The sequence below is a fragment of the Streptomyces sp. NPDC093568 genome (assembly GCF_044764945.1).
In the GTDB taxonomy this organism is placed as follows: domain Bacteria; phylum Actinomycetota; class Actinomycetes; order Streptomycetales; family Streptomycetaceae; genus Streptomyces.
The window spans coordinates 358028-383525 of the sequence record NZ_JBIWJD010000001.1 but is presented as its reverse complement, the minus strand read 5'-3'; the positions used below and the strand labels follow the sequence as shown (position 1 = coordinate 383525).

Here is a 25498-nt window from a genome sequence, read left to right as displayed (position 1 = left end):
GGCTACAAGGAGGCCTTCGTTGCACCGTAGGGCGTGTGTCCGACGTTCGCCGTACCGATGCGGTACTCCTGCTGGTCGCGCTCGTCTGGGGTTCCAGCTATCTGTCCGCCCAGACGGCCACCGCCGCGCTCCCCGTCCTGCTCGTGCTCCTCGCCCGCTACGCCCTGTCCGCCGTCACCTGCCTCGGCCTGATCGCCTCCCGGCGGCGCGGGTCGCGGGGGTGGACGCGGGAGGAACTGCGGGCCGGTCTGCCCCTGGGGGTGACCCAGGCCGCCGTCCTGGTCGTGGAGACGTACGGCGTCGCCCACACCAGTGCCGCCAACGCCGGTCTCATCATCAGCCTGACCATCGTCCTCACCCCGCTCCTGGACCGCGGCGGCCACCGCGGCGCGCTGCCTCTCTCCTTCTTCGCGGCGACCGGTGTGTGCGTCCTGGCCGTCGGACTGCTGATGTCCGGCAACGGCTTCCACGCGCCCCGCCTCGGCGACTTGCTGATGCTCGGCGCCGCGCTGGTCCGTGCCGGGCACGTCGCCCTCGTCGGCCGCTTCACGTCGGGGCGGGCGGTCCGGCCCCTGCACCTGACGACCGTTCAGACCCTCGTCGGCACCGCTCTGTTCCTGCCCGTCACGGCGCACGAGCTGCCGACGCTGGTCCGGGCGGACCCGGCCACCTGGGCGCAGTTGCTCTATCTCGCCCTGTTCTGCAGCGTGTTCGCCTTCCTCGCCCAGACCTGGGCCGTGCAGCGCACCTCCGCCAGCCGGGCCAGCCTGCTGCTGGGCACCGAGCCGGTGTGGGCCGTGGCGGTGGGCGTGGCCCTCGGCGGCGACCACCTCACCCCGCTCACCGGCCTCGGCGCGGCCCTCATGGTCGCCGGCACGTACTGGGGGCAGGCGGTGGAGCGAAGGCACCGCGCCGCACCTGTTCCCCGACCCTCCTCCGCCTCCGCCCTCAGCAAGGACCCCGCATGCCCGAGCACCCCCACGACACTTACGACCACCTGATCTCCCTGCTCGACTCCTCCCACGTCGACTACCGGCTCATCGACCACGCACCCGAAGGCAGCACCGAAGCCGTCTGCGCCCTGCGCGGGCACCCGGCGTCCGAGGCCGCGAAGTGCATCGTGCTGCGGGTCAAGGTGGACCGCCGCACCACACGTCACGTCCTCGCGGTCGTACCCGGAGACCGGCGGGTGGACCTGGACGCCGTCCGGGCGCTGTTCGACGCGCGCTACGTGGGCTTCAGCGACCCCGAGACCGCCGAGCGGCTGGCCCGCGCCGTCCCCGGCACCGTCCTGCCGTTCAGTTTCGACCCCGACCTCGAGGTCGTCGCCGACCCGGCCGTCGTGACCCAGCCGAAGCTGTACTTCAACGCGGCCCGCCTGGACCGGTCCCTGCTGATCTCCGGCCCCGACTACGAACGACTGGCCAACCCCCGCATCGAACACGTCGCGGGCCCGCCCTCGGCGTGACACACGGCGCCGGTGCCGGTGCCGGTCGAGCCGCCACCTCTCAGACCGTCTCCCCCGCCGGCTCCCGCACCGGCCAAGTCCCGTCGACCACCGCCGAGGCGTCGCCCTTGCGGCGCAGGAAGTCCTGGAAGTCGGCTGCCCACTCGGCGTACCACTCGATCTGGCGGCGGTGCAGTTCGGCGGGGCCCAGGGACGCGATCTTGGGGTGGCGGTCGGCTATCGCGCAGGCGAGCCGGGCCGCGGCGAGGGCGTCGGCGGAGGCGTCGTGTGCGGAGTCGAGGGCGATGCCGTACTCGCGGCAGACCGCTTCGAGGTTGCGCTTGCCGCGGCGGTAGCGGTCGGCCCAGCGGTCGATGGTGTACGGGTCGATGACCGGGGCGGGCTCCGAGCCGCCGAGGCGGTCGCGCAGCGACGGCAGTCCGTGGCGGCGCAGTTCGGCGGAGAGCAGGCTCAGGTCGAAGGCCGCGTTGTAGGCGACGACCGGCACGCCCGTCTTCCAGTACCCGACGAGGGCGTCCGCGATGGCGCCCGCCACCTGGTCGGCCGGGCGGCCCTCGGCGGCCGCGCGCTCGTTGCTGATGCCGTGGACCGCGACCGCGTCCGCCGGGATCTCCACGCCCGGGTCGGCCAGCCACTCCTTGTGCCCTATGGGCTGTCCGGCCCTGACCTCGATCACGGCCCCCGTCACGATGCGCGCCTCGCGCGGATCGGTCCCCGTCGTCTCCAGGTCGAAGCCGATCAACAGCTCACGGTGCCAGCCCATGGGCGGGTCCCCCTTCTTGTGGTGCGTCCCCCAGTGGTCTCCACCTTCCCATGTGCCACTGACAACCAGAGGATCGCATTCCGCTCAGCCCGTCGGAACGGTTCAGGACACCGGCCGCGAATCCGCCCACATCAGCTCGAACTCCTCGCGATACGTCGGGAAGAGCCCGCCTTCGTCGATCTCGTCCGACTTGACCACCTTGCTGCCGTTGCGCAGCACCAGGACCGGCGCCTCCAGACCTCGCATCCGCCGCAGATAGGTCTGCACAACCGCGACGCCGTCGGCGCCGTCGCCGTCCACCAGGTAGGCCGTGAAGCGGGGTGTCTCGTCGAAGACCTGGATCTCGAAGGCACCGGGGTCGCGCAGCCGGGACCGCACCCGGCGCATGTGCAGGATGTTCATCTCGACCGCCCGGCTGAGCTCGCCCCGCTTGATGCCGAGTTCGCGCTCGCGCCGCTTGACCGCGCTGGAGGCCGGGTTCAGGAACAGCAGCCGCACCCGGCAGCCCGACTCGGCCAGGCGCACCAGGCGCCGTCCGGAGAAGTTCTGCACGAGCAGGTTGAGGCCGATGCCGATGGCGTCGAGCCGGCGCGCACCGCCGAAGATGTCCTCCGCCGGGAACTGGCGCAGCAGCCGCACCCGGTCGGGGTGCACGGCGACCACGTCGGCGTAGCGGTCGCCGACCAGGTCCTCGACGGCGTCGATGGGCAGCCGGCGCGCGGAAGGCACGTCGCCGCCCGAACCGAGGACCTCCAGCAGCCGCGCCGAGGCCCGCTCGGCCTGGTTGAGGACCGCCTCGGACAGGGCGCGGTTGCGCGAGACGACGTTGCGGCTCACCTCGAGCTCGTCCAGAGCGAGCTCGACGTCCCGGCGGTCGTCGACGTACGGCTCGAAGCACGGCCAGTGCTGCACCATCAGCTCGCGCAGCTGCGGCAGCGTCAGGAAGCTGAGGACGTTGTCGTCGGCCGGGTCCAGCAAGTAGCCCTTGCGGCGGCTGACCTCGCGTACGGCGACCGCCCGCTGCACCCACTCCTGTCCGGCCGGTCCGGCGGCCGCGACGACCCAGTCGTCGCCGTGGACGGGTTCGTAGATGGGGCGCAGCACAGCGGCCACGACCGCGCGCAGCCGCTGTTCGACGAGGTTCAGCCAGATGTAGGCCCGGCCCGCTCGCTGGGCGCGCGTACGCACCTCGCGCCATGCGTCGATGTCCCAGTCCAGCTCCGGGCCGATGGAGCTGGTCTCCATCGGCCTCGCCAGGGACACCGTGCCGGGCGGGACCTCTGTGGAGTTCCCCTCGTGACCCTCGTCACCAGGGGGCAACTCCAGCCCTCCCGAGCCCACCCGCGCACCGCCTTCCGCTCCCCCGAGCACTCCCCGTCCCAACGATCAAGGAAGGGTACTCCGGGAGCGGTGGGCGGTGCAGCCGGATGGACACGTCGTTTCTCAACTGCGCGGCCGCCAGTGCCCGTTCTGCCAGGCGAGCTCGCTCGGAGTGAGCGGATTCATAGCGGTCACATCACGCGGAAGGATGGAGAATCCCTGCCAGTGGACCGGCATGGGCTGCTGGTCCTCGTCCCGGGCGATGTGGTGGAAGCCCACGTTGACCCAGGTGATCGGGTGGGTGAGGTTCTGGCCACCGACCCACTTGTCGACGGACTTGGGGTGGCCGTTGCCGCAACCGGGGTTGTTGGTGGCGAACTTCTCGCACTTGTCGTACTCGGTGAAGTACACGTCGTGCTTGGTGAAGTTGCGGCCCGGGTACTTGGTGGTGGCACCGGGGACGATCTCGTAGGAGCGCGCGTGGCCGTCCTTGTTCTTGCCGGTCGCGCTGACCATGCGCCACCAGCGGTAGGCCTTGGCGTCGCCCGCGAGCTCCTTGCCGACCTTGCTGACGGTGGTCTTCGTCTTCGGCGCGCGGTCACCGGCGGCGGGCGCGGTCACCGTCGAGTCGTACTGCTCGACACGGTTCTTGGTGGAGCCGTCCAGGCCGAAGTCGAGCCGCCAGAAGACGTTGTGGCTGTGGCTGGTGGCCTTGGCGCGGTCGCCCTTGCCGATGGGCCAGCCACGGCCGTCACCGGCGTCGTAGTCCTCGAACGACAGGCTGCCGGTCGCGCCGACGTTCATGGTGACGGTGCCGTCGTCCTGGAAGCGCCACTCGGTCATGTACTCGTACCAGCCGACCTGGTTGACCGTGTAGACGAGCAGGTCCTTGCTCTGGGCCTGGTAGACCTTGTTCGCGGTGTCGCCCTGCATGCGGTAGGCGTGCCCCCGCGCGCGGGTCGTGGTGCACAGGCCCTTGACGTTCGGGTCCTGCCAGGCCTCGGGGACCTTGACGGTCTTGATGGTGCCGCCGGGGCACTCGGCGGGCGCCAGGTTCATCAGCCCCTGGGCGAAGCCGAACCCCGTCAGGTCGTCGTACTCGACGCTTCCGTCGTCGTAGGGGACGTGGATCTGGCCGAGCCGGGCGCTGTTGAGGACCTTGATCGGCTTGGTCTCGCCCTTGGGCTGGTAGGAGATGTCGTCCAGGACGAGCCCGGCCTTGCCGTCGTAGCGCCAGCACATCCGCCAGGTCGTGCCGCCGGTGAGCTTCTGCTCGATGCGGTAGTCGGCGCTGCACTCGGCGGCCGGCGCGGGGGCGTTCTTCGGCTGGGCGGAGGCGGATCCCGCGCCGGTCGTCGCGCCGGCGGCCAGCGCGGCCACGGACAGGCCTACGGCTGCGCCCTTGCGGGCACGGCTCATTCTGTTCACGCGCATGGAAAAGTGACTCCCTAACAGGAGATGCAAGTACGTGAGGTGCAAGTACGTGGGGTGCACCTTGGTGAGGTGCAGGTGCACGAGGTGCCGGTACGCGAAGCGCACGGACCCGGTGTGCGAGTTGGAAAAGTGAACCGAGTGCGGCTCAGCGCATGTCGAGCTTCGCGACCTTGCGGGCGCTCAGGTCGATCACGAAGGACCGGGCGTCGATCCAGGGCCCGTTCTTGACCTTCGGGAACAGCCGCACGCACCGGTGCTCGCCGCACTTGTCGAGTACGGCCGGCTGGGCGCCCGGAGCGGCCCGGTACACGGCGCCGTTGAGCAGCAGCTGGTCCGGCGAGGTGAGCTCCTTGCCGGTGGCGTCCTTGTAGTCCGCCTTCATGTCCGCGCCCAGCGGGTCGGCGATCAGGAGCTTCGCCGCCTCGGCGTACTCGTCACGGCTCAGCGGCGGCTGGACGCCGTGCTCGGTGGAGGTCTGCTCGACCTTCCCGGTGTCGAGGTTGACGATCCTGGTGACGAGCGCGTCGGCCTTGTAGTCGTAGAACGACACCTCGGCACGGCGCGGAGAGTTCGCGTCGTCCAGTTCGTCGGCGTCCGGCTCGGCGATGTCGACGCCGAGGCGCTGCGGGCCGCGTCCGCCTTCGACGTCCTCGCCGGCCCTGCGCATCTGCGGGCTCGCCGCGAGCTTGGCCGCCCGTTCCATCTCGTCGTCGGTCAGCGGGTCGTTGCCCGTGCCCTTGTCACCCTCGTTCGGGGCCTGCTCGACGACGCCCGGCGGCACCGCGCCGGCCTCCTGCCCCTGGGCCGCCTGCGATGCGGCCTGACCCCCGTTGGTCCCTCCCGTTTCGTCGGCCCCCGCCGTGCCCGGCAGAGTGATTCCGACCATCACGGCCGTTCCGGCCACCGCGATGGCCGCACCCGCCACCACCTTGCCCAGATGGCGGTGCACTATCTTGCGCACATCTTCCCCCTACTCCCCGTACGTTCCCGGGAGTACGTGTCGGGCCCCACCGGTACGCCCTTGCTGGCGTACCCGCGTCTGCACTGGTCGCCCGGTAAGAGGGACGTAAGTCATAGGTGGTTCCATCACTTTCCGGGAGACTCGTCGCCAAGGCGCCCCCGACGGCGTGCCCTAGCTGAAAGAGTCGTGTCCATGCAGGTCTGGCCTGGAGAGGCATATCCACTCGGTGCCACCTACGACGGCGCCGGCACGAACTTCGCGGTCTTCACGGAGGCCGCGGACCGAGTAGAGCTGTGTCTGCTGCACGACGACGGCTCGGAGACGGCGGTGGAACTGCGCGAGAGCGACGCCTTCGTCCGGCACGCGTACCTGCCGGGCGTGATGCCGGGGCAGCGGTACGGCTTCCGGGTGCACGGCCCGTACGCCCCCGAGCGCGGGCTGCGCTGCAACTCCGCGAAGCTGCTGCTCGACCCGTACGCGAAGGCGATCAGCGGCTCGATCCGCTGGGGCGAGGAGGTGTACGGCTACCACTTCGACGCACCCGACCGGCGCAACGACCTCGACTCGGCACCGCACGCGATGTCGTCGGTCGTGGTCAACCCGTACTTCGACTGGGGCGACGACCGCCGCCCGCGCACCGAGTACCACCACACTGTGATCTACGAGGCCCATGTGAAGGGCCTGACCATGCGCCACCCGGGGCTGCCCGAGGAACTGCGCGGCACCTACGCCGCCCTCGCGCACCCGGCGGTCATCGAGCACCTCACCGAGCTGGGCGTGACGGCGCTGGAGCTGATGCCGGTCCACCAGTTCGTCAACGACCACCGCCTGGTCGACATGGGCCTGAACAACTACTGGGGCTACAACACGATCGGCTTCTTCGCGCCGCACAACGCGTACGCCTCCTGGGGCGACCGCGGCCAGCAGGTGCTGGAGTTCAAGTCGGCGGTGCGCGCGCTGCACGAGGCCGGGATCGAGGTCATCCTCGACGTGGTCTACAACCACACCGCCGAGGGCAACCACCTGGGTCCCACGCTGTCGTTCCGGGGCCTGGACAACGCGCAGTACTACCGTCTGACGGACGATCCCCGCTACTACATGGACACCACCGGGACCGGCAACTCGCTGCTCATGCGGTCCCCGCACGTCCTCCAGCTGATCATGGACTCGCTGCGTTACTGGGTCACCGAGATGCACGTCGACGGCTTCCGCTTCGACCTCGCGGCCACCCTGGCGAGGCAGTTCCACGAGGTGGACCGGCTGTCGTCGTTCTTCGACCTGGTGCAGCAGGACCCGATCGTCTCCCAGGTGAAGCTGATCGCAGAGCCGTGGGACGTGGGCGAGGGCGGCTACCAGGTGGGCAACTTCCCGCCGCTGTGGACCGAGTGGAACGGCAAGTACCGCGACACCGTACGGGACCTGTGGCGCGGCGAGCCGCGCACGCTGGCGGAGTTCGCCTCCCGGCTCACGGGCTCCTCGGACCTCTACCAGGACGACGGCCGCCGCCCGCTGGCCTCCATCAACTTCGTGACCTGCCACGACGGGTTCACCCTGCACGACCTGGTGGCGTACAACGACAAGCACAACCACGCCAACGGCGAGGACAACCGCGACGGCGAGAGCCACAACCGCTCCTGGAACTGCGGCGCGGAGGGCGAGACCGACGATCCGGCGGTCCTGGAGCTGCGCGCCCGCCAGATGCGCAATTTCGTCGCCACCCTGATGCTGTCCCAGGGCGTGCCGATGATCAGCCACGGCGACGAGTTCGCGCGCACGCAGCGCGGCAACAACAACGCCTACTGCCAGGACAACGAACTCGCCTGGGTGAAGTGGCCGGCCCCTGGCGAGGAGGGCGAGGGCGACGAGGGGCTGCTGGCCTTCGCACGCGCGATGGTGTGGCTGCGCAAGGACCATCCCGTCTTCCGCAGGCGCCGCTTCTTCCACGGCCGGCCCGTGGAGGGGACCCACGACGAGCTGTCGGACGTCTCCTGGTTCACTCCCGAGGGCCGCGAGATGACCCAGCAGGACTGGGACTCGGCGCGGGCGTCGGCGCTGACGGTGTTCCTCAACGGCAACGCGATCTCCGAACCGGGGTCGCGCGGGGAGCGCATCACCGACGACTCGTTCCTGCTGATGTTCAACGCCTCGCCGCGCACGCTGGACTTCGTGGTGCCCGTCAACCACGGACGGCAGTGGCAGGTCGTGGTCGACACCGCCCGCCCGGACGGCGTACCTCCGGGCGAGGGCAAGAAGGTGGCGGACGGAGACCGGCTGACGCTGGTGGACCGGAGCATGACGGTGCTCCAGCGGCCGGTCTAGCGCGACGGGCTCGGCGGCTGGTCGGGCACGCGCGCGTGGCGGTCGCCCGCGGCGGTGCGTCCGGTGTACGACGCCGGGCGCGCCGTCAGCGCGATGACGCACGCGAGGGCCGCGGCGAGGCTCGCCGCCCCGAAGGCCGCGGCGGGACCGTAGGACTCGGCGAGGCGGCCGGTGCCGGCGACCGCCAGAGCCTGGCCGCCGACCAGCGCGCTCGTCGCCACCGCCATCGCCTCGGCGAGCCGCGCGGGCGGCACCACGCGCTCGGTGAGTCCGAACACCGTGATGAGGTGCGGCGCGTAGGCGACACCGAGGACCGTGACGGTGGCGTAGAGGGCGGGCAGACCGTCGGCCCACAGCAGCGGCAGGGACAGCGCGAACGCGGCCGCGGTGGCGGTCCGCCGGCGTGCGGTCAGCCCCACGCGGGCCGGCAGGGCGGCCATGGAGAGGCCCGCGACGGCGCTCATCACTCCCATGGCGGCGTACACGAGCCCCGCCTGGTCCGGCTGCCCGAGCCGCTCGGTGAGGGCGGTGATGCCCGCCTGGCAGGCACCGAACATGGCGCCCTGGAGGGCGAGGGCGGCACGGAGGGAGTGGACGGAGCGGGGGACACGGGTGGTGTTCCGTGACTCCTGGGGCGTCGGGGCGGGGCCGTCCCGACGTTCCGGCACCGGCGCGACCGACCCCGTCCGGTGCAGCGCGAAGCCCGTTCCGCACAGGCCGACCAGCGCCGCCGCGCCGCCCAGCGCGTACCCGGGATGGGCCGTCACCGCGGCCATGCCGACCAGGGCGGGCCCCAGGACGAAGGAGATCTCGTCCAGGGTGCTCTCGAAGGAGAACGCGGCGCCCACCGTGCTCTCGCGGGCCCCGGCCCGGCGGGCGAGGGCGACCAGCCGGGTTCGGGCCATGGGCCCGATCTGCGGCACGGTGGCCCCGGCCGCCGCACCGAGGACGGCGAGTACCGGCGTCGGCAGCCCGGCGAGCGCGCCGGCGACCAGGCCGGCGATCGCGAGGGCGTTGGCGAGGGAGAAGGCGAGCACGACCGCCCGTTGGCCGCGGCGGTCGGCGAGCCGGCCCACCAACGGGCCGCACGCCACCTGCCCGAGGGCGAGCGCGCCGCCGGTCAGTCCGGCCGCCGTGAGCGAGCCGCTGGTCCGCGCGACCAGCAGCACGCTGCCGAACTGGATCGTGGCGGTCGGCAGCCGGGCCAGGAAGGACAGGACCGGCAGCAGCGGCCCGGTCAGAGCGATCACCTCGCGGTAGTTCGCCGACGCGCCGCCGTCCGCCGTGGTCCCCGTCTTCCTCATCGCTCGAAGCTAGGCACGCGCGTGGGCCCACGTGGAGGGGACGATGACACGAAGCGCGCCGGGGCGGGTACGTAGGTTTCCATGACACCTGAGCGACCCGAACCGACGGTGCCGACCGCCACCTACCGACTCCAGCTGCAGCCCGCGTTCCCGTTCGGGGCCGCGGCGGCGGCCGTGCCGTATCTGGCCTCGCTCGGCGTCTCGCATCTGCACCTGTCCCCCGTCCTGGAGGCGGTGCCCGGATCGGGGCACGGCTACGACGTCGTCGACCACGCGCGCGTGCGCGAGGAACTGGGCGGCGAGGAGGGGCTGCGTGCGCTGGCGGCCACCGCGCGCGAGCACGGTCTCGGCCTGGTGGTGGACATCGTGCCGAACCACATGGCCATGGCCCCGCGGCACAACCGCGCCCTGTGGGAGGTGTTGCGCGAGGGCCCCAAGTCGCCGTACGCGCGCTGGTTCGACATCGACTGGGAAGCGCAGGGCGGCCAGGTGCTGCTGCCGGTGCTGGGAGGCCCGCTGGGCGAGGAGCTCGGCCGCCTGGAGGTGGACGGCGACGTCCTGCGCTACTACGACCAGGTGTTCCCGCTGCGGGAGGGCACCGGCGAACTGCCGCTGCCGCAGCTCCTGGACGCGCAGTGGTACCGCCCGGTGTGGTGGCGGCTGGCGCGAACGGAGCTGAACTACCGGCGGTTCTTCAGCATCTCGGAGCTGATCGGGGTGCGGGTGGAGGATCCCGGGGTCTTCGAGGCCACGCACGCCAAGATCCTCCAGCTGCTGCGCGAGGGCGTGATCGACGGGCTGCGCGTCGACCATCCCGACGGGCTCGCCGACCCCGACGGCTATCTCCGGCTCCTGCACGAGGCGACCGGCGGACGCTGGACGGTCGTGGAGAAGATCCTGTCGGACGGTGAGCACCTGCCGGCCTCCTGGCCCGTCGCCGGCACCACCGGCTACGACGCCCTGCGGTACGTCGACGGTCTCTTCACCGACCCGGCGGGCTTCGGTGAACTCCTCGGCCAGTACCGGCGGTTCGCGGCCCCGCAGACGGACCGGGGCGGCGACTGGGAGGCGACGGTGCGCAGGGCGGCGTACAAGGTGCTCACGCACGAGCTGGCCGCGGAGATGGACCGCCTGACCCGGGCCGCGAACCGGGTGTGCGTCACGTCCCCGGAGCCCGCGCTGCGCGACCGGGCGCCCTGGGCGCTGCGCACCGCGCTCCAGGAACTCCTCGTGCGGCTGGAGGTCTACCGGCCCTACGCCTCCGGCGACGCGGCCCGTGTGGTCACCGAGGAGGCCGCGGCACAGGCCCGGCTCGCGTTCGTCGTGCCCGAGGAGGCCGGTGCCGTCGACGTCGTACGCGAGCTGGTGCTGAGGCGGGCCGGGGACGGGCCGCAACACGCGGAGTTCCAAACCCGGTTCGCGCAGACGGCGTCGGCGCTGCGGGCCAAGTCCGTGGAGGACACGGCGTTCTACCGCTATGTGCCGCTGCTGTCGGCGACCGAGGTGGGCGGGAACCCGGGGAGCCCCGCGGTCTCGCCGGACGACTTCCACGCGTACTGCGCGCGCCTGCAGCGCGACTGGCCCTTGACCGGGACGGTGGCGTCGACGCACGACACCAAGCGCAGCGCCGACGTACGGGCCGCGCTCGCGGTGCTCACCGAGTGCCCGGAGCGCTGGGCCGACGTCCTGACCGAGGTGACGCTCGACGGCGAGGGCGTACCGGACGCGCAGCTCGCCTGGGCCGCCTGGCAGACGGTGTTCGGGCTCGGCGAGGGGGACGTGGAGCGTGTTCAGGGTGCGCTGTTGAAGCATGTCCGGGAGGCCGGGCTGTTCACCAGCTGGACCGAGCAGGAACCACCGTACGAGGAGGCGGTGGCGGCGTTCGTGGCGGCGGGGCCGTGCGGGGCGCCGGGCGAGCGTGTGGCGGCCTTCCGGGACCGGCTGGAGCCGCACATCCGGGCGAACACGCTGGGCATGGCCCTGGCGCAGCTGACGATGCCGGGCGTGCCGGACGTCTATCAGGGCACGGAGGGCGAGTACCGGGCGCTGGTGGACCCCGACAACCGCCGGGTCGCGGAGTTCCCGCACCCGGACCCGGGTGACAAGGGCGCGGTGACGGCGGCGGCGCTCCGGCTGCGCCGGCGCCGGCCCGAGGTGTTCGGGGACTCGGCGTCGTACACGCCCCTGGCCGCCGAGGGAGCGGCGGCCGCCCACTGTGTGGCCTTCGCGCGGTCCGGGGAAGTCGTCACCGCCGTGACGCGGCTGTCGCTGCGGCTGGCGCGGTCGGGCGGCTGGGGCGAGACGCTGCTGCCGCTGCCTCCGGGCCGGTGGGCCGATGTGCTGGCCCCGGAGCGGGAGTTCAGCGGGCACGCGCGCGTGGAGGAGCTCTTCGCACGATTGCCGGTGGCGTTGCTGGAGCGGGTCGGCGGGGCGGAAGCGGGCTGAACCGGCACCCGCGGTGTCCCACGCGCAGTGCGGCCACGCCCGCGACCGGCCCGGACCCGCACACACCCCCGGGATTCGCGCGGGACGGCCGGCGCGTGGTGATGAGCGGCGCGGTCCGCCCCCCGTCCTGGCCCTGCGCCGTGCGTCGGCGCAGGACAACGGCCTGCGGTACCCCGGCAGGACCGGCCCGGCGCCCCAGCCGGTGCCCGTCGCGGCCGTCGCCCGGCGGCGAATGCACCTGGGCGCCCCGGGGAGCCTCCCTGTGCAGTCCTTGACAGGTCAACCAGAGCATGGGGTACTGCGGATTGCGAAGCCGGGCGGACGTGACGGGGGTGAGTCTTCTGCCGGAGCTGCGCTACCCCACCCTCGCCGAACTGGTGCTGTCCGCCCGCGCCCTGGCGGCTCACCGACCCGGACTGTGCACGCTGAGACAGGTGGGAGCCTCCCGGGCGGGCCGGCCCCTGCACCTGCTGTCCATCGGTCACGCCCGGCGCGCCGTCCTGGTGGTCGCGGGCGCGCACTCCAACGAACCGACCGGCGGGCCCACGCTGCTCGCGCTCGCCGAAAGGGTTCTGCGCGAGCGCGAGCTGCGGGCCGACATCTCCTGGCACTTCCTGCTGTGCGCGGATCCGGACGGGGCGAGCCTGCACGTCACCCCGGCGCCCCGCAGCCTGTTCGACTACCACCTCGGCTTCTTCCGGCCCGCCGCCCCGGAGCAGCCCGAGTGGGCGCCCGCCGCGCTGCCGCCGGACCGCCTGCCGCCCGAGACCCGGGTGCTGACCCGGGTCATCGACGAACTGCGGCCCTACCTCCAGGTGACCCTGCACGGCACCGATCTGGGCGGCAGCTGGGTGCAGTTGACCAAGGACGTCCCCGGACTCGCCGAACCCTTCGCGAAGTCCGCGGCCGAGCTGCACATCCCGGTGGAGACCGGCGCCTCGGACGCGGCGGGCTGGCCCGCGGCCGGACCCGGGGTGCATGTGATGCCGGCGCCCGGCGCGGGGGCGGCGTATCCGAGCATGCCGGACGACGCGCGCAGCAGCACCTGGTTCCACGTGCACCGGTACGGCGGGCTGACCGCGGTCGTCGAGGTGCCGATGTGGGCGAGCGACCTGGTGGACGACCCGGCTCCGCATCCCGACCCGGCCCGGGCGCTGCGCAGGCTGGGGGCCCGGCTGCTGCGGGACTCGCTGGAGGTCGACCGGGTGCTCACCGAGGCGCTCCCCCGGCTGGACGGCGTCGACGGGCCGTTGCTGCGGGCCGCGAGGTGGGCGCTGGAACTGATGCCGGGGCTGGCCGCCGACTGGACGCACACGCCGCCCCCCGGCGACACCATGGCGTACGTCGGGAGCGTGGACGCCTTCGGGCGGCGGCTGCCGCTGCGGGCCGCGGCCATGCTGCTGCGCGTTCTGCAGGAGACGGAGGACCGCGGCGCCCCGCGTCTCGAACACCTCGTGGCGACCTGGAGCGACGCCTTCGCCGAACGCTTCCGGGCCCGCTGGGTGCCCCTGGAGCACCAGGTCGAGCACCAGTCCCGCACGGTCGTCGCGGCGGCACTGCACGCGCGTGAACGGGCGGCCTGAGCCCGCGCCCGCCTCACCCGCGCGTGTGGCCACGTGCCGCCGCGACGACCCGCCGGGCCGCAGGCCCCCGGCTCAGCCGTCCACCGCGAACACCGCTCCCGTCCGGGCCGCCATCCCGCACCCGTTCGAGAACGTCTCCCGGTACTCGACCGGCTGGCCGTTCCACTCCCCGTGCGCGTGGGCGGTCACCGGCGCGTAGACCATCGGGCAGAAGGCGTCCTTCCGCTGGAGCCGGCTGATGTCGCCGCCCACCCGGTCGAGATCCGCGCAGGCCTCGGCGGCCTTGGTGTGGCCCGTCGGCGGGTCGCACAGCAGCAGTCTGCCGGGAGCCTCGTGGTGGCCGCCGTCGCCGCGGGTGACCGTGACGAAGAGCCAGTTGCCCGAGTCCTGGGCGGCCGCCGAGGGCGTGGTCGTGCCGAGGGTGAGGGCGGCGGCCACCGCGAGCAGGCCGCCTCGTACCGATGTGATGCGTCGCGTCATTCCCGGTGTATCGGCACGGCGGCCCCGGCGTTCCACCCCGACTCACCCGAACGGGAGCACGCGGGCGCGTGCCGTCCGGCGAGTTCGAACGCGGCGAGCACCACCCGCGCCTGGTACTCCACCTGGCGTGCCACCGGGATCCAGCGGGCGCCGCAGCCGTCGCGGTAGTCGTCGCACCACTCGTCGATCCGCCGGTCCAGCTCCGGCAGCACCCCGGCCGGATCGCGCCCGGCGGCGGTCACGAGCTGGTGGAGCAGCCCGGCGGTCCGCAGGGCGAGCCGCCGTCCGGCGATGCGCAGGGCGGCCAGGTGGGCGGCGCTGAGCGGGGGCAGGGGGTGGACGCCGACGGGGTCCTGGACATCGGGGTCCCAGGTGTCGGCGAGCCCTGGGCAGACCAGTAAATAGTCGTCCACCGGGGCGAGCAGCCGGGCCGTCTCCGGACCGGCGGGAAGGTGCGGCCGCAGGCGCTCAAGCAGCCGTTGCAGGAGGCGGGAGTCGTGGCGCAGGGTGTGGCTCACCTTGCGCAGGACCGTTTCCTCATCGGCGCGCCGGGAGGCGTCCTCCACCCCCGCCACACCCCACATGGGGGCCTCGACGACCGCCGTGACCGTGCCGTGCCGGTGCGGATGGAACCAGGTCGACTCGACGGCCGCCTCGGTGATGGCGGCGGCCAGGTCGCCCCGGCGCGGCCGCGGGATCCGGTACACGGCGGGCCCCAGTTCCGGCCAGTACAGGGTGTCGTAGGGACCGAGTTCGCGCGGGATGCCGAGGCGGGCCGCGGAGTGCGCGACGCGCTGGGCGAGGCCGGGCAGGTCGTGGGTCAGCTCGACGAACCCGCCGCCCACGTCCACGCCGTGCAGGGAGCACTGGAGAAAGGGCCGCAGCTCGTCCTGGAGTTCGAGCAGGGCACAGGTCTCGGGCAGGGTGGCGGCGTCCGCGCCGTCGGGCAGCCATTCGGGCTGTTCCAGGAAGCCGGGCCGGAAGAAGTGCCGGAAGTAGCCGCCGAGGGCGTACGGGCCGCGCAGCCAGCCCTCGTTGCGGCGCAGGCCGTCGGGGTCGAGGCACAGCAGCAGGTTCCAGGTGGCGTCGGCGCCCTCGTGCAGACGCGGGTCGGCGAGCACGCGTTCGGCCAGGCGCAGGACGGTGCCGCCGCCGACGGGCTCGTTGGCGTGCGGGCCGGCCACGATCAGGGCCTGGCGGCTGCCGTGGCCGATGGACAGCAGCCACAGGGGTGTGCCCGCGCGGGACGTCCCGACTCGGCGCAGTCGCGTCTCGCGGGGGCGGCGGGCGACGAGCGCGGCCGCCCGGGCGCCCAGCTCGTCGACGGTCGGGTAGCGGAGGAGTGGCGGCAGGGCACACCTCCACAAATGTGGTGCCGTCGGTTCACCTGGTGTGCATGGTGTAAGCACAGTCAGTCACGAGTTGACGACTACGTCAACACCGCGAAAGGCAAAGGGACTTGCGCCCGGCCTTGAGTAAGGCGGAGGCCGGGGCCGGGAGAGGGCTCAGGTCACGGCGAGCCGGAACGACATCCGGCCGAAGCCGACCTGATCGCCCTCGCGGACCACGACGGCACCGATGACACGCCGGCCGTTCACCGTCGTGCCGTTGGTGGAGCCGAGGTCGCGCAGGACCCACAGGCCGCCCTGATGACTGAGTTCGGCGTGCACCCGGGAGACGGTCTCGTGGGTCAGCCGCAGCCCGTTGGCGGGGTCGCGGCCTATGCGCAGCGGATGACCGGACGCGGGGTGGGGCAGCAGCAGCTTGGGCAGCCGCTCGGCCTGCCAGGCCCTGCGCAGCCGTACGGTGAAGCCGGAGACCGCCTCGACCGTGCCGAACACCACCCGTGACAGACGGCTCTCGGAGGGCAGGTCGGCGGTGAGTACGGCGAGCTCGTCGGCGCGGCGGGCGGCGAGTGCGAGTTCCATGCGGCGCACGAACGTGTCGTGCGACAGCCGGCCCATGGCGACGCCGTCACGCAACACCTGCAGCGCCTTGTCGCGCTCCGCGTCCGAGAGCCGCGCGGGGTACGTGTTGAACTCGAAGGACGACGTCACGCTGCTGATTGTCGGTCAGTGGACCCCGGGTGTCCAGAAAACGGCCGAACGGCCACCACGCGCGCGTGATCGGCGGAACAGTCGGCGACACCCACCGCAAAAGGGAAGATTCAAAAGCGGATTGATCTCGTTTGGAGCACCATGGACGGGCTACATCACGGTGAGCAGACGAAGGGGAACCGTCCGTGCAGTTCGAGGTGTGGGCACCGCAGGCCGACCGTGTGACGCTCCATTGCGAGGGCGCCACGCGCGCGTTGGAGCGCGATCCCGATCGCGCGGGATGGTGGTGGGGGGAGGCGGAGGCGAGCGACGGGTCGCGGTACGGCTTCGCGCTGGACGACGGGCCGGTGCTGCCCGATCCGCGCTCGCGCCGGCAGCCGGACGGCCCGGACGGGCTGAGCGCGGTCGTCGACCACGGGCGCCACGAGTGGCGCACCGAGTGGGCGGGAAGGCCGCTGCCGGGTGCGGTGCTGTACGAGCTGCACGTGGGGACGTACACCCGTGAGGGCACGCTGGACGCGGCGGCCGAGCGGCTCGGGCATCTGGCCGAACTGGGCGTCACGCACGTCGAGTTGATGCCCGTGAACCCCTTCCCCGGCCGGCACGGCTGGGGCTACGAGGGGGTCTCGCTGTGGGCCGTGCACGAGCCGTACGGCGGACCCGAGGCGCTGAAACGCTTCGTCGACCGAGCCCACGAACTGGGCCTGGGCGTGGTCCTCGACGTGGTGCACAACCACTTCGGCCCGTCCGGCAACTACCTGCCCGCCTTCGGCCCCTACCTCACGGACACGCACCAGACGCCCTGGGGTGCCGCCGTGAACCTGGACGCGCCCGGCTCGGACGAGGTGCGCGCGTACCTGGTGCAGAGCGCGCTGGCCTGGCTGCGGGACTACCGGATCGACGGGCTGCGCCTGGACGCGGTGCACGCTCTGGTGGACACGCGCGCGTGCCACTTCCTGGAGGAGCTGTCGACGGCCGTGGACGCCCTCGCGGCCGACCTGGGCCGGCCGCTGTCCCTGATCGCCGAGTCGGATCTGAACGACCCCCGGCTCATCACCGCGCGCGAGGAGGGCGGCCTCGGAGCGCACGCGCAGTGGAACGACGACTTCCACCACACCCTGCACACCGCACTGACCGGCGAGTCCCAGGGCTACTACGCCGACTTCGCGCGCGCCCCCATGGCGGGCCTCGCCAAGACCCTCACCGGCGGCTACTTCCACGACGGCACGTACTCCAGCTTCCGGGGACGCGGCCATGGGCGCCCCCTGGACCGTACGCGCGTGGCGGCGCACCGCCTCCTCGGGTACAGCCAGACCCACGACCAGGTCGGCAACCGGGCCCAGGGCGACCGCCTGGCGGCGCTCCTGCGGGAGTCCCCCGGCCTGCTGGCCTGCGCGGCGACGCTGACGCTGACCGCGCCCTTCACGCCGATGCTGTTCATGGGCGAGGAGTGGGCCGCGAGCACGCCCTGGCAGTTCTTCACCGACCACACCGACCCGGAGCTCGCCGAGGCGGTGCGGCGCGGCAGACGGCGGGAGTTCGCGGCGCACGGCTGGGCGGAGGAGGACGTGCCCGACCCGCAGGACCCGGCGACGCGGGACCGCTCGTGTCTCGACTGGGCGGAGCTCGACAGCGAGCCGCACGCGCGCGTGCTCGCCTGGTACCGCCGTCTCATCGCCCTGCGCCACGAGCAGCCCGACCTCACCGATCCGGACCTCGCCGACACCAAGGTGGCCTACGACGAGCAGGAGCGCTGGCTCGCCTTCCGCCGCGGGGACGTACGGGTGGCCGTGAACCTCGCCAAGGAGCCGGCGGCGATCCCGCTGGGGCCGCGCAAGGCGGACGTACTGGCGGCGTGGGAGCCGGTGGAGTCGCCGGGGGCGGACGGGGTGCTGCACGTGCCCGGGGAGTCGGCCGTGGTGCTGCTGCAGGGGTGAGCCGGGCCCCGCGACGCCGGGTCGGTCAGGAAGACCGGCCCTAGGGCTCCTGCTCGTCGTCCTCCTCGCGCAGCTCCGTCACGCGCTCCAGCAGGATCGCCTCCCACGCGTGGCGCAGCTGTGCCCGCAGCTGCGGGAGCGGTGTCCCGCCCTTGGCGTCGAGGCGTTCGGCGAGGTGGAGGACGGTGTCGCAGCGGGCGAGCCAGAGGCCGCGCAGGCAGGGGCGGGCCCCGTAGCCGGCGAGGGTGGCGGCGCGGACGGCGGCCGGGGAGCCGACGGCGCGGGCGAGGCCGGCGATGTCCTCGGCGGGATCGCCCACGACGGTGTCGGCCCAGCCGAGGACGCCGCGCACCCGGCCGTCGGCGCTGACCACGAGGTGGTCGGCGGTGAGGGCGTGGTGGACGAGGACGGCGGTGCCGGGCTGGGCGGCGAGCTGGACCGCGGCCGGCTGGGTCAGCTGGCGCAGGCGGGCGGCGTCGAACTCGTCCGCGTCGGCGAGGCGCGCCGCGGCACCCTCGGCGGCCAGCCGCAGAGCCTCCAGGGAGCGCGGCGCGGCGCGCGGCACACCCAGCGCCTCGGCCTGCCGTACGGGGATCTCCCGCAGGCCCGTGAGGACGCCGGCCAGATCGGCCTCGCCGAGGGCGGAGACGTCGTGCTGCGCGCCCGCTCCGCCGGGCACCTTGGTGTCCAGGGTGTAGGTCAGGCCGGGGGCCCACTCGCCGTACGCCACGCTCGTCGGCACCGCCACGGGCACGTGCGGCCGGACGACGTCGCGCAGGCGCAGTTCGCGGCGCTGGCCGGCGGCGGCCTCACGGTCGGGGGCGAGGCGCAGCACATGGCGGGTGCCGATCAGCCAGGTGACGGGTTCGGCGCCCGGCGAGGCGGGCCGGACCTCGGGTCCGGCCGACGCGGCCGCGCCGTCCTTGAGCAGGGTACGGACCAGTCGTCGGACGGTGTCCGCGGTGGGTGTCGGTGCCTGGGTCATGGTCGCGCCGTTGTCGCTCGGGGGTCTACGGGGGCTCCTTGCGCCGGGGTCGGTCGGCGGGTCAGCCGACTATGACCATCTCGCGGGTCGTGTCGTTCAGGCGCCGGCCGCCGTCCTCCGTGACGGTCACGATGTCCTCGATCCGCACGCCGAAACGTCCGGGGAGATAGACGCCGGGCTCCACGGAGAAGCACATGCCGGGCACGAGGGGCTGCTCCTCGCCCTCGATCATGTACGGCGGCTCGTGCGTGGTGACGCCGATGCCGTGCCCGGTGCGGTGAATGAAGTACTCGCCGTACCCCGCGTCCGCGATGACCGCGCGGGCGGCCCGGTCGACCTCCTGGCAGGCGACGCCGGGCCGCACCGCGCGGAACCCCGCCTCCTGCGCCTCGCGGACCAGGTCATGGACCCGGCGCTCCTCCTCGGTGGGTTCGCCGACGTGGACCGTACGGGAGGTGTCGGAGCCGTAGCCGTCCTTGAGGCCGCCGAAGTCGAGGACGACCATGTCGCCCCGCTCGATCACCCGGTCGCCGACCTCGTGGTGCGGGTTGGCGCCGTTCGGGCCGGAGGCGACGATCGTGAAGTCGACCTGGGAGTGGCCGAAGCGACGCAGCAGGTGGGCGAGGTCGGCGGCGACCTCGGACTCGCGCCGGCCGCCGAAGGGGACACCGCGGATCTCCTCGAACGTCGCGTCGGCCGCCGCGCCCGCGGCCGTCAGCAGCTCCAGTTCGGCGGCGTCCTTGACGGCACGCAGCATCGGCAGGGCGTCGGTGAGGGAGGCGTACGAGGTCCCGGGCAGCGCCTTCTGCAGGGCCAGCAGGTGCATCGCCCAGGCGTTGTCGCTGATGCCGAACCGGCCGCCGGCGTCTAGCAGGGCCGCGGTGGCGGCGTAGGGGTCCTTGCCGTCGGCCCAGTCGCGCAGGCTCAGGGCGGGTGCGCCGGTGGCCTTAGCGGCGTCCGGGGCCTCCAGGGCGGGGACGACGAGGACGGGGTCCCGGCCGGGGGTGAGGACGAGCAGGGTGAGCCGCTCGGTCTCGGCGGTGGGCGCGTAGCCGGTGAGCCAGACCAGGTCCGGGCCGGGGGCCACCAGGAGCCCGGCGAGACCCGCGTCGGCGGCCGCTTCCACGGCACGCTCCATACGGGCCCGGTAGTCGTCGGCGGTGAAGGGCGCGGGTGCGGTGCCGGTCATCCGGGCCTCCCTGGGCACGTGAAGGGGCTACGGGCAGCATCCTGCCCGGACCGAGGGGGCGGCGCGAGCCGATCGGCGGGTCCCGCGGGCGGCCGCCGGGGCACCGGTCAGCCCTCCAGGGCCATGCGGACGCCGAGGAGCAGCAGCACGCCCCCGGAGACCTGCTCCAGGCGGCGGCGCACGCCCGCGCGGGACAGCACGGACTTCAGCCGGCCGACGAACCAGACGTAGAGGCCGTAGTAGCCGACCTCGTAGACCGCCCAGAGCGCGGCGAGGCCCACCATGGCCGGCAGGTGCGGTGCTCCCTGCGGCACGAACTGCGGCAGGAAGGACATGGCGAACACGGCCGCCTTGGGATTGGCGAGGTTGAGCAGCAGCCCGCCGCGGTAGGAGGCCCAGCCGCTCTTCGCGGTGGCCTCCCACGCGCCCTCCTCGGCACCCTTGGCGCGGCGGGCCGCCCGCAGGGCCTGGATGCCGAAGCCGACGAGCACGACGGCACCGACGACGCGGATCACGTCGTACGCCACCTCGGAGGCCGTCAGCAGCGCGGTCAGGCCGAAGGCGGCGACCACTCCCCAGAGGAAGACGCCGGTCTCGTTCCCCAGGACGGTCAGGAAACCGGAGCGTCTGCTGTGCAGGGACTGCTTGATGATCAGCACCGTGCTCGGGCCGGGCGAGGCGGCGACCAGGGTGCAGGCTCCCAGGAAGGCGAGAAGAGTGGTCGGCATGGGGTCATGGTGGCCCTGTCGGCAGGACGTGACCAGTGGTTTTCACGGACCTGCGCGGGGCATGCCGACCCCTCTCATCAGGTGACGACTCCCGGAACCACCACCAGCTGCTGCCGGCCGCCGCCGCGGTGGCGCACCGTCAGGGTGACCTGGTCGCCCGGGCGGGCCCCGGCGACGGCGCGCGCGAGGTCGGCGGCCGAGTCGACACGGCTTCTGCCGAACGCGAGGAGCACGTCGCCCCGTACGAGCCCGGCCGTGTACCCCGGTCCGGGTACGTGGACGCCGATGATCTGCGCGCCGGTCTTCTCGTCGTCGACGGCCTCCACGCCGAGGGTGGCGAGGGCGCCGGGGGACGGCGCGGCGGTCGCTGTCGGGGACGGCCGGGGCGAGGAGCCCGGGTTTGCGGCCGGGCCTCCCGGGGCGCCCGGTCCCGTCTGACGCTGCAGCTCGGCCAGCCGGCTCATGCCGATCACCGTGGCCCCGAGGGTGCCGAGGCCGACCCCGGTCAGGATCAGGACCGCCCCGGCCAGCAGGGCGCACAACAGGGTGGTGAGCCGTCGGCCCCGCCGCCGGGGCGCGGCATGCGGACGCCGTGCGCCGGGGCCGGGCGCGGCCTCGTCACCAGGGCCCTGACCAGGCATGGGCTTGGGTCGCAACGCAGTCTGTTCCATCGGATCGCCTCCGGCTGGTGACTACCCCGCGCACCGGCGCACGACGAGCCACGATCGGGTGAGACTGGCCGGGAAGTCTGTTGTCAGTGGGGGCTGTTACGTTCTGTGACATGACCGATCACGCGCTGCGGGTGCTCCGAGAGAACCCTCACCTGGCCGAACTGGCGGCCTTCCCCTTCGACTTCGACATCGGCCGCGCGTCTTACGGCCATGTCGAGGAGGTCCGTCTCGCCTCGGGCGGCCCCCTGGACATCGTGGCGGGGGACGCCTCCGGGGGTACGTACTTCGTGTGCGCGGACGGCTCGGTGCTGTACGCCGACTCGGAGGGCTCGGCAGGGATCATCGGCACCAGCGTGGATGAGGCACTGGAGATAAGGATCGGCCTGGCGGAACCCGAGGACGAGGAAGACGACGAGGACGACGAGGACGCGCCCGAGCAGCAGGGTGAGCTGGAGCGGGCGCGGGCCGAGCTGCGTGCGGCGCTCGGCTTTCCGGACCGCTCCCGGACGGAGCTCGAAGCCATGCTCCGAGCCGCGCTCCTGCGCACCGAGCCCCACTTCGTCCTGCTGAACGACCTGGAGCACAACGCCTATCAGCTGCTAGACACCTACCCGCGCCCACCGCTGTGGGAGCCGGTACTGGCGAGCGGCCGCGCCGACCTCGCCCTGCTGCGCGCGGGCGACCGCACGGCGTGGGAGGAGGTCGCCGAGGATGCCGTACGGCGCCGGCTCACGCTGCGGGCCGCGCAGTTCGACCGCGCGGAGGGCGATGTGGAGCTGCTGCGGCATCTGCTGCGGTACGAGACGCGGTCGTCGATGACGGACGAACTGCGGCTCGCCACCGTGCTGGTGGGTCTGCGTGGTGACACCGGAGATCTGCCCTTGCTGTACGAGGTGCGTCAGACTGACTTCGACACCGCCTGCGGCCTCAGCGAAATACCGGAGCCCGGTGCGAGCGCGGAGGAGCTCCGGGACTGGGCGCGCGAGCTCGACGAGTCGCTGTTCGGCACGGATCCGGCGGACGAGCCGGTCTCCACATGGACCGACCTCGCGCGGGACCAGGGCATGACGGAGCTGGCCCGCGTGACCCTGATCCGCGAACTCGATCAGATCTCCATGGACCAGAGCAGACTCCGCCGCCCGGGCGCACCGGACGGGCTGTTCACCGCCCCGTTGAGCGCGCTCGCCCAGGACTTCGAGGAGCTCGGCGACCTGCCTCAGGCGCTGCGCGCCCAGCGGCTGTACGCAGCCCTTCAGGAGTCGGCGTGGGACCGTGCCTCGGCCCGGCACACCCAGGCCCGGCTCGAACGGGCGGCGGGCCTGTTGCCGGACGCGGCACGGACCCTGGCCGCCGTACGGGAGGCGCTGGCCACCCCCGATGACGCGTCGCTGCGCCACTGGCAGCGGACGAATCTCGGCCGCTTCATCGCCGAGGAGCACTACCTGCTCACGCGCGCCCTGGCCGACGCGGGCCGCCCGGACGACGCGCGCGCGGTCCTCACGGCAGCCGACGCGATACTCGGCGAGCTCTCGGAGTACGCCGCGAGCGGCGTCCGGGAGCTCGCCGAGGAGACCGAGGCGCGGGTGCGGGCGATCAGCTGAGGACAGGCACGGCGGGCGCGCTGTCCGGCAGGAAGCCGTGGGTGCGGCGGGCCAGGTAGTCGGCCTTGTAGCGGTCCACCTTCTGGTGCCAGTTCAGGATGCCCGCCAGCCAGTTCTGCAGGTCGAGCACATAGTTCCGCATGACTTCCCTGCCCTCGTCCGAGAGCCCGAAGTCGTCGTACACGATGGGCAGTTCGTGCGCGACCACATGCTCGAACTGCTGCATGCGCTGGGTCATGAGGTCGTGGACGACGTGGAGGGCGGTGGGGTAGTCGATGCCGAAGAAGTTCTGCACGACGAGGATCGCGTTGTGGATCTCGCCCTCGTACTCGATCTCCTTCTGGTACGAGAAGACGTCGTTGAGCAGGCAGGCGTAGTCGATCGCGGCGTTCTCCAGCGAGCGCACGGGCCCGCTGCGGTACACCTCCGGCGGTACGGCGGGGCCGTTGCCCATCCGGCACAGGCTGAGGGTGAGGTCGGAGCCGAAGGTGGCGCGGCGCATCTCCAGGTAGTCGACGGGGTCGGGGATGCGGTTCTGCAGCTGGTTGGACAGCTCCCACACCCAGCTCTCGGTCATTACGTTCACCGAGTCCTTCAGCGTGCGGCGCTCTCCGGGCGTCATCTCCGCCGTCGTGCGCGCCCACAGGTCGATCAGGCCGCGTTCCATGCCGTTGGCGGGGACAAGGGCGGGCTCGCCGTCGACGGGCATGCAGTCCGACAGGCGCCGGGTGGTGAGCCGGGCGGCGGCCAGGTCGCGGCGCTGGCCGAAGACGAGGGGGTAGTAGTCGTCACCGTAGGTGCCCCAGGCGAGCCACCGGGAGCTGAGGTCGAGGGCCTCGGGGGTGGCGTCGGGGTCCAGACCGGCCGAGCACAGCGGGAGATCGTAGGCGGCCAGTTTGTCCTCGTCCCAGACGCCCTCCTGGAGCATGCCCATGCGGTGCATCCACTCGGTCAGGCGCGCCCGGGCGGCGGGCAGGTGCGGGCTCAGCTCGACCGCGAAGGGCATGTAGAAGTCGGGGAGCAGGGACGGGCCGACCTTCTGGTACGGCACATGCGTGTAGGCACGCAGGCGTTCGGCACCGGCCGCCGCGAGCAGTGCTCCGATGTCGGCGGCGGAGGTGCCGCGACCGGTCGGACCCGCCCAGGGCGTGGTGCGTTCGGCGCGTGCGTTCATGTACCGGCTGGAGCGCATGTGCCATTCGTGGCCGCCGGACTGCCAGTCCTGCAGTCCCTGTGTGTACGCGGCGACCGCGGTGACCTCGTCCGGCGTCAGCCCGTTCTCCAGGGCCACGGCGGGGACTTCGGTGAGGGCGGTGTGCTCGAACTGGTGGAGCCGGGAGGTGAGGACGTCGTTGACGGTCTCGGCGGCCTCCTGGGTGGTGCAGCCGAAGAAGGTCTCCAGCACCAGGACGCCGTTGCTCAGTTCCCCCTCGTCCTCGACCTCGCGCTGGTAGGAGAACAGGTCGTTGCGCAGGTGCACGGCGTCGGAGAACGTCTCCATCAGCACCCTGAGCGGCCGCGACTCGGCGACGGACGCGGGGACTTCGGCGGTGGCGTACTCCACGAGGCCCGACGACCAGGGCGCGCCGCCGACCTTGCGGCGCATCTCGATGTACTCGACGGGGTTGGCGACGCGGCCCTCGTTGATGTTGGACAGCTCCCACAGGGACTCGTTGAGGAGGTGCTCGGTCGCCACGGAGAAGCGGCGCCGCCAGTCGGCGGACATCTTGGGCACCGTGCGCGTCCACAGGTCCGCGAGGCCGGCCTCGACCGGGTTCTGCGGCTCGGGCATCGGCGTCGACAGGTCCATCGGCATGAACAGGGGCAGCCGGTCCAGGTGGGCCTTGCCGCCGGCGCGGTCCTGGGAGCGCTTGAAGATCTCCAGGAAGTGGTCGTCGAAGAAGAAGACCCACACATACCAGTCGGTGATCAGGGAGAGCGCGGGGCCGTCGCATTCAGGGTGCGTGTAGGCGCAGAGCAGGCCGTAGTCGTGCGCGTCGAGATCGGCCTGCTCCCAGACCCCGGACCCCTCGAGCATGCCCATGTCCCGTGCCCACTTCGTCGAGTGGGCACGGGCCTCGTCGACATGTGGGTTCAGCCGCGCGGGATACGGCATGTAGAAGTGCGGGAGTTCGAAGGGCTGCTGCGTCATGGCCGGGCCCTACCCCCGGCCTTCGAGGGCCATCCGCGGCGCGGGAGATGATCACACCATCGCGTGAATCACGGGTGAATCCGGGAGTTCTCGCCGGGCCT

General features: G+C 72.6%; 20 protein-coding genes. 7 read left to right on the top strand and 13 right to left on the bottom strand.

Annotated elements, in window-relative coordinates:
• The first annotated feature begins 35 nt into the window (after positions 1–35).
• Both ACIRD7_RS01630 and ACIRD7_RS01625 read left to right on the top strand, forming a co-directional pair.
• Entirely contained in the window at positions 36–1001 is a 966-nt protein-coding gene (locus ACIRD7_RS01630) for a DMT family transporter (protein WP_403448258.1), read from the top strand.
• Complete coding sequence (locus tag ACIRD7_RS01625; protein ID WP_403448255.1) at positions 965–1468, top strand: YbaK/EbsC family protein; 504 nt, start codon at positions 965–967, stop codon at positions 1466–1468. Before ACIRD7_RS01630 ends, ACIRD7_RS01625 begins: the two co-directional genes overlap by 37 nt.
• A gap of 40 nt (positions 1469–1508) precedes the next feature.
• Here ACIRD7_RS01625 and ACIRD7_RS01620 read toward each other — a convergent pair whose 3' ends face one another.
• The 4 genes from ACIRD7_RS01620 to ACIRD7_RS01605 all read right to left on the bottom strand — a co-directional run bounded on the left by ACIRD7_RS01620 (position 1509) and on the right by ACIRD7_RS01605 (position 5946).
• Positions 1509–2231, bottom strand: coding sequence for a 3'-5' exonuclease (locus ACIRD7_RS01620; protein ID WP_403448253.1), 723 nt, complete (start codon positions 2229–2231; stop codon positions 1509–1511).
• 102 nt (positions 2232–2333) lie between these two features.
• On the bottom strand, positions 2334–3572 hold the full coding sequence (locus ACIRD7_RS01615; RefSeq protein ID WP_403451605.1) for an SAV2148 family HEPN domain-containing protein: 1239 nt from the start codon (positions 3570–3572) through the stop codon (positions 2334–2336).
• Between the two features lie 102 nt (positions 3573–3674).
• Positions 3675–4985: a copper amine oxidase gene (locus tag ACIRD7_RS01610; protein WP_403448250.1), complete on the bottom strand. Its 1311-nt coding sequence runs from the start codon at positions 4983–4985 to the stop codon at positions 3675–3677.
• Between the two features lie 145 nt (positions 4986–5130).
• Entirely contained in the window at positions 5131–5946 is an 816-nt protein-coding gene (locus ACIRD7_RS01605) for a Tat pathway signal sequence domain protein (protein WP_403448248.1), read from the bottom strand.
• Positions 5947–6138: 192 nt separating this feature from the next.
• Here ACIRD7_RS01605 and glgX point away from each other — a divergent pair, with 192 nt between their 5' ends.
• Positions 6139–8265 carry a glycogen debranching protein GlgX gene (gene glgX, locus ACIRD7_RS01600; protein WP_403448245.1) on the top strand — a complete coding sequence of 709 codons (2127 nt, stop codon included), beginning with the start codon at positions 6139–6141 and terminating at the stop codon, positions 8263–8265.
• Here the strand turns inward: glgX and ACIRD7_RS01595 are convergent.
• Positions 8262–9569, bottom strand: a complete 1308-nt coding sequence (locus ACIRD7_RS01595) for an MFS transporter (protein ID WP_403448242.1) — start codon at positions 9567–9569, stop codon at positions 8262–8264. The genes glgX and ACIRD7_RS01595 overlap by 4 nt on opposite strands.
• 81 nt (positions 9570–9650) lie before the next feature.
• On the opposite strand from ACIRD7_RS01595, the gene treY reads away from it, so the two are divergent.
• Together treY and ACIRD7_RS01585 are read left to right on the top strand one after the other, a co-directional pair.
• A complete protein-coding gene (gene treY, locus ACIRD7_RS01590; protein WP_403448239.1) occupies positions 9651–12014 on the top strand; it encodes a malto-oligosyltrehalose synthase in 2364 nt (787 codons plus the stop codon).
• A 332-nt stretch (positions 12015–12346) separates the two neighbouring features.
• The gene (locus ACIRD7_RS01585) at positions 12347–13597 is read left to right on the top strand and encodes a M14 family zinc carboxypeptidase (protein WP_403448237.1); all 1251 of its coding nucleotides are present in this window, start codon (positions 12347–12349) and stop codon (positions 13595–13597) included.
• A gap of 72 nt (positions 13598–13669) precedes the next feature.
• Here ACIRD7_RS01585 and ACIRD7_RS01580 read toward each other — a convergent pair whose 3' ends face one another.
• The 3 genes from ACIRD7_RS01580 to ACIRD7_RS01570 form a co-directional block, all read right to left on the bottom strand.
• The gene (locus ACIRD7_RS01580) at positions 13670–14077 is read right to left on the bottom strand and encodes an SSI family serine proteinase inhibitor (protein WP_403448234.1); all 408 of its coding nucleotides are present in this window, start codon (positions 14075–14077) and stop codon (positions 13670–13672) included.
• On the bottom strand, positions 14074–15444 hold the full coding sequence (locus tag ACIRD7_RS01575; RefSeq protein ID WP_403448232.1) for a M14 family zinc carboxypeptidase: 1371 nt from the start codon (positions 15442–15444) through the stop codon (positions 14074–14076). The genes ACIRD7_RS01580 and ACIRD7_RS01575 overlap by 4 nt, the downstream gene beginning before the upstream one ends.
• A 138-nt stretch (positions 15445–15582) precedes the next feature.
• A complete protein-coding gene (locus tag ACIRD7_RS01570) occupies positions 15583–16134 on the bottom strand; it encodes an FHA domain-containing protein (protein WP_403448229.1) in 552 nt (183 codons plus the stop codon).
• Between the two features lie 185 nt (positions 16135–16319).
• Here ACIRD7_RS01570 and treZ point away from each other — a divergent pair, with 185 nt between their 5' ends.
• Positions 16320–18071: a malto-oligosyltrehalose trehalohydrolase gene (gene treZ / locus ACIRD7_RS01565; protein WP_403448226.1), complete on the top strand. Its 1752-nt coding sequence runs from the start codon at positions 16320–16322 to the stop codon at positions 18069–18071.
• Positions 18072–18111: 40 nt separating this feature from the next.
• Here treZ and ACIRD7_RS01560 read toward each other — a convergent pair whose 3' ends face one another.
• From ACIRD7_RS01560 to ACIRD7_RS01545, 4 genes are all read right to left on the bottom strand, one after another.
• Positions 18112–19056 carry an aminoglycoside phosphotransferase family protein gene (locus ACIRD7_RS01560; RefSeq protein ID WP_403448224.1) on the bottom strand — a complete coding sequence of 315 codons (945 nt, stop codon included), beginning with the start codon at positions 19054–19056 and terminating at the stop codon, positions 18112–18114.
• Between the two features lie 61 nt (positions 19057–19117).
• On the bottom strand, positions 19118–20245 hold the full coding sequence (locus tag ACIRD7_RS01555; protein WP_403448221.1) for an aminopeptidase P family protein: 1128 nt from the start codon (positions 20243–20245) through the stop codon (positions 19118–19120).
• Positions 20246–20352: 107 nt separating this feature from the next.
• The gene (locus ACIRD7_RS01550; protein WP_403448218.1) at positions 20353–20973 is read right to left on the bottom strand and encodes a LysE family translocator; all 621 of its coding nucleotides are present in this window, start codon (positions 20971–20973) and stop codon (positions 20353–20355) included.
• A 77-nt stretch (positions 20974–21050) separates the two neighbouring features.
• Positions 21051–21644, bottom strand: coding sequence for a PDZ domain-containing protein (locus ACIRD7_RS01545; protein WP_403448215.1), 594 nt, complete (start codon positions 21642–21644; stop codon positions 21051–21053).
• A gap of 110 nt (positions 21645–21754) precedes the next feature.
• On the opposite strand from ACIRD7_RS01545, the gene ACIRD7_RS01540 reads away from it, so the two are divergent.
• Complete coding sequence (locus ACIRD7_RS01540) at positions 21755–23245, top strand: hypothetical protein (RefSeq protein WP_403448212.1); 1491 nt, start codon at positions 21755–21757, stop codon at positions 23243–23245.
• Here the strand turns inward: ACIRD7_RS01540 and cyc2 are convergent.
• Positions 23238–25397 carry a germacradienol/geosmin synthase Cyc2 gene (gene cyc2, locus ACIRD7_RS01535; protein ID WP_403448209.1) on the bottom strand — a complete coding sequence of 720 codons (2160 nt, stop codon included), beginning with the start codon at positions 25395–25397 and terminating at the stop codon, positions 23238–23240. The two genes, ACIRD7_RS01540 and cyc2, sit on opposite strands and share 8 nt — an antisense overlap.
• Positions 25398–25498: the final 101 nt, after the last annotated feature.

What these genes read in the sequence shown, in the direction of transcription:
- cyc2 (WP_403448209.1), bottom strand. Translation starts at nt 25,397, where the DNA reads ATGACGCAGCAGCCCTTCGAACTCCCGCACTTCTACATGCCGTATCCC.
- ACIRD7_RS01540 (WP_403448212.1), top strand. Translation starts at nt 21,755, where the DNA reads ATGACCGATCACGCGCTGCGGGTGCTCCGAGAGAACCCTCACCTGGCC.
- ACIRD7_RS01610 (WP_403448250.1), bottom strand. Translation starts at nt 4,985, where the DNA reads ATGCGCGTGAACAGAATGAGCCGTGCCCGCAAGGGCGCAGCCGTAGGC.
- glgX (WP_403448245.1), top strand. Translation starts at nt 6,139, where the DNA reads ATGCAGGTCTGGCCTGGAGAGGCATATCCACTCGGTGCCACCTACGAC.
- ACIRD7_RS01580 (WP_403448234.1), bottom strand. Translation starts at nt 14,077, where the DNA reads ATGACGCGACGCATCACATCGGTACGAGGCGGCCTGCTCGCGGTGGCC.
- ACIRD7_RS01560 (WP_403448224.1), bottom strand. Translation starts at nt 19,056, where the DNA reads ATGACCCAGGCACCGACACCCACCGCGGACACCGTCCGACGACTGGTC.
- ACIRD7_RS01625 (WP_403448255.1), top strand. Translation starts at nt 965, where the DNA reads ATGCCCGAGCACCCCCACGACACTTACGACCACCTGATCTCCCTGCTC.
- ACIRD7_RS01545 (WP_403448215.1), bottom strand. Translation starts at nt 21,644, where the DNA reads ATGGAACAGACTGCGTTGCGACCCAAGCCCATGCCTGGTCAGGGCCCT.
- ACIRD7_RS01620 (WP_403448253.1), bottom strand. Translation starts at nt 2,231, where the DNA reads ATGGGCTGGCACCGTGAGCTGTTGATCGGCTTCGACCTGGAGACGACG.
- treY (WP_403448239.1), top strand. Translation starts at nt 9,651, where the DNA reads ATGACACCTGAGCGACCCGAACCGACGGTGCCGACCGCCACCTACCGA.
- ACIRD7_RS01595 (WP_403448242.1), bottom strand. Translation starts at nt 9,569, where the DNA reads ATGAGGAAGACGGGGACCACGGCGGACGGCGGCGCGTCGGCGAACTAC.
- ACIRD7_RS01550 (WP_403448218.1), bottom strand. Translation starts at nt 20,973, where the DNA reads ATGCCGACCACTCTTCTCGCCTTCCTGGGAGCCTGCACCCTGGTCGCC.
- ACIRD7_RS01555 (WP_403448221.1), bottom strand. Translation starts at nt 20,245, where the DNA reads ATGACCGGCACCGCACCCGCGCCCTTCACCGCCGACGACTACCGGGCC.